This is a genomic window from Wolbachia endosymbiont of Nasonia giraulti (assembly GCF_048054155.1).
GTDB lineage: Bacteria > Pseudomonadota > Alphaproteobacteria > Rickettsiales > Anaplasmataceae > Wolbachia > Wolbachia pipientis_C.
The window spans coordinates 1-8,749 of sequence record NZ_JAFEVH010000035.1 but is presented as its reverse complement, the minus strand read 5'-3'; the positions used below and the strand labels follow the sequence as shown (position 1 = coordinate 8,749).

The window sequence follows — 8,749 nt, the reverse complement described above, 5'->3', positions numbered from 1 at the left end:
ACTTTTTTTTCGGTTTGACACACTTTTTTGAACGTTCCCTTATAATATAAGTAATATTGTCATCTAATGTTTAATGAATTTCAATAAATTACCTTTTTAATTCTAGATGAGTATACACTTTGTTAATATGTTTGGGTCAAAACCCAAAAGTAAGTTTATGCTTTCTATAGGAAAAGAAGGCACAATGTTACTATATTTTAAAAATGATACTTTAAATAAAAGATATTTTGCTAAGGACAAAAATAATAAAGCTGTTTCTGACTTAATTTCATGTCTCTCATCAGATAAAAAAGCACCCTTATATCTGGTTCTCAATCACACTGATCAGAACTATTTGCTACAGTCTATCCCAAGAGTAAATAGGATTAGTGCTTATCTATCAGCAAAAACAAAAGTAGAGCATTTTGCTCATAATAACGATATAAATTCTATTCTCTTGGTCGAAAAGCCGAATAAATTTAATCAAAACTGGTGGTATCTATTTGTTTCATCAAAAGTAAATCATTTAATAGAATATTGGTTGGACGTGTTTGTTGAAATAGGCTCTAACTTTAAAGGAATATTAATGTTTCCTATAGAACTAGTCAGTATAGCAAAAAAGATTCTACACAAAGATCCTAGTAACTGGAAAATTATAGTTGCTGCAACTAAAACAGGTGGCTATAGACAAGTGGTTCTTAAAGAGAACAAAATGATATTTACACGTTTAATACCATTTACTAATGATAATTTACCAGGAATCATTGCTGGTGAAATATATCAGGAAGTGAAAAATACAATTCAATCTTTAACTAAGTTTGGATTTGAAAAAAATGACCCTATCGACCTTTGCATCATAGTATCAGAAGCTATTAAATCTAGTTTATCAGTTATAAATTTTTCAGAGAATAGTGTGAACATATTGACTCCATATGAGCTAGGTAAACTATTGGTAGCAGAATTAGCTATATGCGAAAAAGATAGCTTTTGTGATACTACAATTTTGTTCCATAGTTTTAAGAATAAGCCAATAAATATTTTTAACACAAAAGAAACTAAAGAATTTTATCTATTTAATTATCTTTATTTAAATTCTCCTCAAATTTTTCTATACCTACTCTTGGTTTTAGTTGTAATTAACGCCTTTTGTTTGCGAAATTTGTATTCAAATTTTAATGTTGCTGATAATTTATCTGCAAAGCGGAGTGCTTTAAATAACAAACTAATAAAACTTAGCCAAAGCTATAATGTAAAAAAGATAGATGAAGTTTACGATTTTATTAATATCAATAATATTTTATCAAAAATAGAGTACTCTCCTCTCACACAAGTTAAGTATGTAGAAAAGCTAAAAGTACCAGATGTAGAGCTTCAATCGTTTGAGTGGAATTATAATGAGGCAAAAAGTTATATTACCACAACTTTAAGGTTTAATTTTCAATCTGGTCAAGACATTTCTTATCAATACGAGAAACTACAGAAAAATTTAAACGATAATTTCCGTACTCATGATATTAGTATTTCTAGCTTACCCACTACTAAAGAGAAAAATCTATCTATTGATGTTGAAATAGGAGAGGCAATGTAGATTGATGACTATCTCTCAACTAAAAAGAAAAGCTACAATTCAGTGCATATATTACTTATTGTTATCTATTGTATTAATAGGGTTATCAACGTGTTTTATTATCTATAACAAAAAGGTTTATAATAAAAATCAAACTGCAGCTGAGGAAATACGCTCTATTAATTTACAGATCATTGAAATTCAAAAGAAAGAAGTCGTTCTAAATAAAAACCTAGATTTATGGAAAAGAATTTCTTCTTCAAACTTACATAGTAGCAGATACATTACAAATTTAAATTTTGAGCTTAACAAGCTATATAAAAAACACTACATGTTAGAACCTGAAATATCAATTTCTATACCTGAAGAAGCTGAACTCCACAATAAAAGTGAACATACAAAAGTAATAAGAAGTGAAGTGGTTCTAAGTTTAAGCTCAATTAGCGATAAGCATATTTTTTTATTTCTACAGTCTATTCCAAATCTTCCTGGTTATATTATGATCAGATCTCTTACCTTGAATAAGCAGAGAAATATAGATGCTAAAGTTATAAACCAGATTTTAAGTGGTAATATGACAGAGATAGTGAGAGCTAGTATAGTTTTTGATTGGTATACCATATTAAGTAGATGAATATAAAGTTGTTTTTTATTTTTACGCTGCTATTTTTTAATGTTAGTGCATATTGCAATTGCGAAGATCTTGTAGAAAATATAGGGATTTGTAAAAAATATTCTTGCCAACAGCATATTAGTAATGAAGATTTTATTGAGCATAAAATATTAGGGTTAAATAGTGAAAATTTATGTGTATATATAGAAAGACAAGGCAATGATGAAATGGTCTGTCATCATTCCAATAATGGAATGATTATAGAAAAGAAGTACTTAAAAAGTATTTTAAAAGTTGGAAATCAAGAAATAAATGACTTCATTGATATAGCAAATTTGCGTGCGAAGGAGTGTTTTTTTATCAACAATTATTATATAGATCGAGACGATATAATAAAAGAGGCAGCAGAGAGTACTTTGTCGCAATATGGTAGCATAAAAAGCATTTTTTTTGATGAAGAGCAGGTTAATAGAATAGTTAGTGAGATGGAAAAGTTTAACTTACAGTCTTCAGGAGTTACAGAGGAAGAAAATTTCAATTGTAAAGTAGTCAGTTTAGATTCAATTTTATACTTTTCCCCCGATACATGGAAAATATGGGTAAATGGAAAGTTGTTCATAAATACTAAGGATTTAAAAGTGCACTCAGTAACTGAAAATTATGTAACTTTTTCATGGTCTGTAGACCAAAAGATAACAAAAGAACGGATAAGCAATTCTAAAAATGTACATTTTGGACATGGAGGTATTATGTTTACGCTTTATCCAGAACAAAAATTTGATTTAGATAGTTTATCTATTAAATAATCTAATACATCTGCGCTTGTAGCTCAGTTGGATAGAGCGTTGCCCTCCGGAGGCAAAGGTCGTGGGTTCGAATCCCTCCAAGCGCGTTTTTAATTAAATTTGACAATAATACTCTCACATAAGATAATAAAGATGTTTGTTTTAAAGCATAATTATGTCTAGTGGTACTATAAATAAAGTCATATTAGTTGGTAATTTAGGAAAAGATCCTGAAATTAGGACTACACAAAATGGAAAAGAGATGGCAAGTTTTTCAATAGCCACGTCTGAAAGTTGGACTGACAAATTTTCTGGTACTCGCTCTGAAAAGACAGAATGGCATAATATTGTAATTTTTAGTGAAGGACTAGTAAAAATTGTTAAAGACTTTGCACGGAAAGGTAGTAAAGTGTACGTTGAAGGCTCTCTGAGAACTAGAAAATGGACTGACCAAAATGGTACTGAAAAGTACACAACAGAGGTGGTGCTATACAACTTTAATAGTGCCCTTACCCTTTTAGATTCACGAAACAGTATGTCAAACTCTGATTACAAGCCAAGTGAATACAAACAAAATGAAACAGGACAAAAAGATAAACACGGAAGTTTTGACAACGATATAAAAGACGAACTAATCGATGATGAAATACCATTTTAATAACTTCAATTGAAACCTACATTTTTATGGACTGCTTGTGTTACTCCTTTTAGTTCTAATGGAGATAGCGTAGATTACCAAAGTTTGCAGTGCTTGCTTGCAATGCAGGCTCAAGCTAAAAATGGTGTAGTGTTGCTCGGTAGCACAGGTGAAAGCTTATCACTTACTGATTCTGAAAAGCGCACCTTGGTTGAATTTGTATGTGAGCTAAAATTAAATACGAAAATTATAATTGGTGTACCAGGAGTGAATCTATATCAGACTTTTGAATGGCTTGATTTTTGCAAGGGTATGCCTATTCATGGCTATCTAATGACAACTCCCATTTATGCAAAGCCTGGAATCATGGGGCAAACTTTATGGTTTGAAAAGCTGCTTGAAAAAGCACATGTGCCAGCAATGCTTTACAATATTCCATCAAGAGCAGGAGTGAGTCTTCACGCTGAAACTGTACGTAATTTATCCAGCTACGAAAAATTTTGGGCTATCAAAGATTCAAGTGGCACCGTTGATACTTTAACTCAGTATAAGAAAGTTGCTCCAAATATTGAGGTGTTTTGTGGAGATGATAATATGATACCCGATATGGCTGCTAAGGGTGCGGCTGGTCTGGTTTCTGTTGCTGCTAACACTTGGCCACATATAGTACATGAATATGTTAAGCAATGTCTGAGTAGTAAAAACTCTCAGGTAGATGTGTGGAAACAGACTTGTGAAGCGTTATTTACCGCCAGTAACCCAATACCTACTAAAGCACTCTTGCATGATATTGGGCTTATAAAACACAAAACTGTCCGCCTACCACTCAGCACAGAAGACTTGCCTTCTGTTGAAACATTAAGGCAAGCTAATAAAATGATTCTTGGATGGGAAAATCAACTATAGTATTTTCTAAAATGGATGATAAAGTTCCATTATGGTATTACCAACCAAAAGCTGTAAGTCTGTATATTTATACATGAGAGGTCTGAGGCGGCTTTTGATGGTATGCCAACAGTATTCTATAGGATTCAAATCTGGTGAATATGTTGGAAGATACAGCAAATGACAGCCAAAAGACTCTATTAATGATTTTGTTTTAGTGGTCTTATGAAATGTAGCATTATCCATAACTATAGTTGTGCCAAGTGGCAATTTAGGTAATAACATCTTCTCCAACCATGTATTGAATACCTCTTTGTCACACCCACCTTTGAAAGTCATTGGTGCAATAAATCTCTTTCCAATCCACCCGGCTACTATACTGATTCTCTCTCGAGTTCTCCCTGGAATATCTGCATAAATTTTCTTTCCTCTTGGAGCGCGTCCATATTCTCGGTATAACTTATTATCAACTCCTGCTTCATCTATATATAAGATGCTGGAATGGTCTATTTTTGAGATTTTATCAATAAATTGCTCCCTATCTTCTTGATTGCGCTCTTGATATAGTGTGACTTTTTTTTAAAGTAATTTTTAGCTGTTTTAGTCTATACCAAATTGAGTTTATTCCAAATCCAAGATTTTGTTTCATCTCTGCCAGAGTATGATCTGGATTCTTTGTAACATATTCTTCGAGTATTTTGGGGTCTATTTTTCGAATAAAGCTACCGTTTTTAGATGGCTTGAGGCTTTCACCAGCAGCTTTCTTTTTTAACCAACGGTACAGAGTTGCTATTCCTATCTCCATAAGCTCTGCTACCTCAACCTTTGTCTTACCTTTTTCTATCATCAATACTGCCTTTTCCCTTAAATCCACACTATATGCCATTATAACTCAAATACTTTATTATACCTTTATCATTTACTTTAGGAAATACTATAGTCCGGTAAAAATCTCAGTCAGTTTAGCTACAGCTGTATGCTTTTAACTCTCCCAAAAAGAAAATTAACCATGTGAAATTCTTGTTGATATGACTTAATGAATAATTATTTTAGGTTACTAAGTTATTTAAGAAACTTTAATAATATTTAGCCCACTTACTTTTCTATTTTCCATGTCACGATGAGCCTCTATTATTTCATCAAATTTATATTTTTTATTAATTCTTACAATTAAAAGTTTTTTTCTTATCATTTCAAAAATTTCCATTGCAGTAAGCACTAACGTAAGTCTATTGTGCTTGTAGTGATATATCGAAGTTCCAGCTGCAAATAACGAACGCGAACTAAGTAAAGAGAAATTAATAGGAGCATTACCTGATATCTGCCCATAGGAAACATATATGCCAAACTTACCTAAAGATTCAAAAGAGAGCTTGCTTGTAGCGTAACCTATAGGGTCATACACCGCACCTACTCCTCTATTTTTCGTAATCTCCATGATTTTAGAAACGAAGTCTTTATCATTGCAGTTTATTGCGTATGTGCAGCCACTTTGTAAAGCTATCTTCATTTTTTCGTCAGAGCTTATAGAACCTATCACTACACCTTTTTTATCCTTTGCCCATTGGCATATTATTTGCCCCAAACCACCATTAGCTCCATGAACTAGTACAAAAGCACCAGGCCTGATTCTATAAGATTGATTAACTAAATAGTGAGCTGTCATACCTTTAAACAATACTGCAGCAGCAACTTCATCAGGTATATCATTCGGAATTTTTATCAAATATTTCTGGTGTACAATGCGCTTTTCACAATATGCCCCTGGAGGAGCTGTGCAATATCCAACTCTATCTCCAACCTTAAGTCCATCACTAATTTTTTTACCAAGCTTTTCAACAACTCCTACTGCCTCTACTCCAAGTACTGATGGCAGATCTTTAATTTTGCGCATACCTTTTCTATGTTCTAAATCATAACGATTTAAGCCGATAGTTGTATGACGTATTAAGACTTCCTCACCTTTTGGCTCACCTATGCTCTTATCTACAAATTCTAATACTTCTGGCCCCCCAGTTTTTTTAATTTGTATAGCTCTAACCATGATAAATGTAAGACAAAAACTTTAATTATGTTATCTAGCAATTAATATTTTGCAAAATGTTATTTAGAGTTTATACACTACATAAGCGTATTGTTAATAGTTTTGAGGCACAAATTATGACAAACAGAGAAACTTGGCTTTATGGTGTTTTATTCAATGTGTTGTGTGAAGTGGATGAAGATGACGATTTAGATACCAATAATAAAAATAAAAGAAAGGTTAAAATGTAAAATGCAAAAATCAGATAAAAAAGGGGACTATTGTAAATATTTATATACTTCTTGGGAAAAAAAGGATTTGATATTAATCACAGATTTGACTTGAAAGATTATGATGGCTTTCCAATAGATAGTCTTTTTTCCATCGCCATTAACTATAAACCGTACACTTTAACAAATCTAGCGCAAGTTTTAATAAAAGCAGGAACTAATGTGCAAAACGAAAAAGGATATTTACATACCTGTGTTTTGACCCATTCTCCGGACATATTAAAGGCTCTCATAAAAGCGGGAGTAAATGATAGCCCAAATGAAAACTACGGTGGAAATACCACCTTAGACTATGTTGCTAAATTATATGGTAGAGATAAGCCAATTGAATACAAGAATTGCTATGAGATTCTAATTAAGCATACATTAGAAAAAAATCCCAACATAGAAATGCCAGTCTCTGTAAAAAGTAATAAAGAGTTAACTGAGTACTGGAATGCTTGTAAAGCAAATAGTGAAGAATGGGAATTCGCAATACCAAAAACCGCAACACAAGTACTTAGTGTACAAAAAACAAATAAGCGCTTCTGCCCAATTAAATAGATCTGTTGCATAACTTATTTATAGAAAAAGGTTTGTTATTTAAGCTTAAAAAACGTATACGATAGCGTTATTTCACTTAAATCTTTTGTACTATTGTCACGAATTATTTCAGGGTCTATGTAAAAGGATACTGGCATAGCTGCTTTTTGTTTTGGCTGCAAAATTTGTTCTTCAAAGCAGAAGCATGCAACTTTATTGAAATACTTACCTGCTTTAAAAGGTGTGACATTATACACTGCCATTCCAAGCGAAGGCTGGTCAGATAAATTTTCTGCATAATAAAACACTAAACTTTTTTGCCCTATATTCGTATCAATGTAGTTAGTTTCTGATTTAAATTCCCAAGGCAGACCGGACATTACATCAGCATTGAAGTAAACCCTGATTTTTTGGTCAGTTGCATTTATTGTCGTATTAGTTGCTTTTCTCGTTGTGCCACCATATCCAGTAGCTTTGCAAAAGATACTATACAATGGCACTGAAGCATATGCAAGACACAGCATCAATACCACTAAAGATACTAGGAAAAAAACTATAGAATTTTCATTATTTCCCCTTAAAAAGGAGAACACCTAATCCCTATTATTAAACAAGTTAAGTAACCTAAGTAAATTGAGGAATATGTTGATAAAGTCAAAGTAAAGATTAGTTGCACCAAGTACTGCCAACTTAGTAGTTGCAACCTCTGAGCCATCATTATACCTATAATAAACATCTTTGATTCTCTGAGCATCGTACGCGGTCATTAAAGTAAACACTATTACTGACACAAATGATATTGCAAAATAGAGTGGACTACTCCCAAGGAACAGATTAACTATAGATGCAATGATTAATCCCCAGATTCCCATAATCAAAAAAGAACCCATACTGGTCAGATCTTTTTTTGTAGTATTACCATATAAAGCCATAGAACCAAACATGATCGATGTAATGAAAAATGCTCTCGCTATATTTTCTGCAGTATAAATTATAAAAATATGAGATAAAGAAATTCCCATTAAAACTGAGAATAGAAAAAATACAGTAAGTGTTGACTGAGCACTTAGGTGTTGAAGCCTAAAAGACATATAAAACACCAATGCAACTGGAGATAGCATTACCACAAGCGATAGAACAGGATTGGAATAAATCACCTGGAAAAGACCAGAAAACACTGTTAAAAACGCAACAAGCCCTGTAACACCTAAAGCTAAAGCCATATAATTGTATACTTTAGTTAGGTAACTCCTGAGTCCAGCACTATAATAAACGCCCTGAGAGCGAATATCCTGTTCGCTTTTCATATAAGACATATGTAACTCCTTATTATCTCTTGATGGTATATTATAATACAATACAGCGTTTTTATCAAGTATAAAATGACATACTACAATTGAATGGGGGAACGTTCAAAAAAGTGTGTCAAACCGCATTTTCAATTCAAC

The 8,749-nt window shown here is 32.5% G+C and carries 11 protein-coding genes and 1 tRNA gene; 7 read left to right on the top strand and 5 right to left on the bottom strand.

What is annotated here, in order from left to right; all coding sequences use genetic code 11:
* Positions 1-127 precede the first annotated feature (127 nt).
* The 6 genes from JR312_RS04815 (at position 128) to dapA (ending at position 4,487) form a co-directional block, all read left to right on the top strand.
* Positions 128-1,567 carry a hypothetical protein gene (locus JR312_RS04815; protein WP_264331003.1) on the top strand — a complete coding sequence of 480 codons (1,440 nt, stop codon included), beginning with the start codon at positions 128-130 and terminating at the stop codon, positions 1,565-1,567.
* A gap of 4 nt (positions 1,568-1,571) precedes the next feature.
* On the top strand, positions 1,572-2,180 hold the full coding sequence (locus JR312_RS04810) for a hypothetical protein (RefSeq protein WP_416647862.1): 609 nt from the start codon (positions 1,572-1,574) through the stop codon (positions 2,178-2,180).
* Entirely contained in the window at positions 2,177-2,965 is a 789-nt protein-coding gene (locus tag JR312_RS04805; protein ID WP_264330641.1) for a hypothetical protein, read from the top strand. The genes JR312_RS04810 and JR312_RS04805 overlap by 4 nt, the downstream gene beginning before the upstream one ends.
* Positions 2,966-2,977: 12 nt before the next feature.
* Positions 2,978-3,051, top strand: a tRNA-Arg gene (locus JR312_RS04800).
* A 68-nt stretch (positions 3,052-3,119) separates the two neighbouring features.
* Positions 3,120-3,602: a single-stranded DNA-binding protein gene (gene ssb / locus JR312_RS04795; protein ID WP_264330642.1), complete on the top strand. Its 483-nt coding sequence runs from the start codon at positions 3,120-3,122 to the stop codon at positions 3,600-3,602.
* 9 nt (positions 3,603-3,611) lie between these two features.
* Positions 3,612-4,487 (top strand): 4-hydroxy-tetrahydrodipicolinate synthase, encoded by an 876-nt coding sequence (gene dapA, locus JR312_RS04790; RefSeq protein WP_416647861.1) that lies wholly within the window; start codon positions 3,612-3,614, stop codon positions 4,485-4,487.
* A 6-nt stretch (positions 4,488-4,493) separates the two neighbouring features.
* Here dapA and JR312_RS04785 read toward each other — a convergent pair whose 3' ends face one another.
* From JR312_RS04785 to JR312_RS04775, 3 genes are all read right to left on the bottom strand, one after another.
* Positions 4,494-4,976, bottom strand: coding sequence for an IS630 family transposase (locus JR312_RS04785; RefSeq protein WP_264330460.1), 483 nt, complete (start codon positions 4,974-4,976; stop codon positions 4,494-4,496).
* Positions 4,977-5,004: 28 nt separating this feature from the next.
* The gene (locus JR312_RS04780; RefSeq protein WP_213864026.1) at positions 5,005-5,352 is read right to left on the bottom strand and encodes an IS630 transposase-related protein; all 348 of its coding nucleotides are present in this window, start codon (positions 5,350-5,352) and stop codon (positions 5,005-5,007) included.
* 180 nt (positions 5,353-5,532) lie between these two features.
* The gene (locus tag JR312_RS04775; RefSeq protein ID WP_416647860.1) at positions 5,533-6,510 is read right to left on the bottom strand and encodes a quinone oxidoreductase family protein; all 978 of its coding nucleotides are present in this window, start codon (positions 6,508-6,510) and stop codon (positions 5,533-5,535) included.
* A 281-nt stretch (positions 6,511-6,791) separates the two neighbouring features.
* Between JR312_RS04775 and JR312_RS04770 the strand changes: the two genes are divergently transcribed.
* Positions 6,792-7,322 (top strand): hypothetical protein, encoded by a 531-nt coding sequence (locus tag JR312_RS04770; RefSeq protein WP_341813387.1) that lies wholly within the window; start codon positions 6,792-6,794, stop codon positions 7,320-7,322.
* Positions 7,323-7,357: 35 nt separating this feature from the next.
* Here JR312_RS04770 and JR312_RS04765 read toward each other — a convergent pair whose 3' ends face one another.
* Both JR312_RS04765 and JR312_RS04760 read right to left on the bottom strand, forming a co-directional pair.
* Positions 7,358-7,894 carry a cytochrome c oxidase assembly protein gene (locus JR312_RS04765; protein ID WP_416647859.1) on the bottom strand — a complete coding sequence of 179 codons (537 nt, stop codon included), beginning with the start codon at positions 7,892-7,894 and terminating at the stop codon, positions 7,358-7,360.
* The gene (locus JR312_RS04760; RefSeq protein ID WP_416647858.1) at positions 7,895-8,617 is read right to left on the bottom strand and encodes a Bax inhibitor-1/YccA family protein; all 723 of its coding nucleotides are present in this window, start codon (positions 8,615-8,617) and stop codon (positions 7,895-7,897) included. It lies immediately after the preceding gene.
* Between the last annotated feature and the right edge of the window lie 132 nt (positions 8,618-8,749).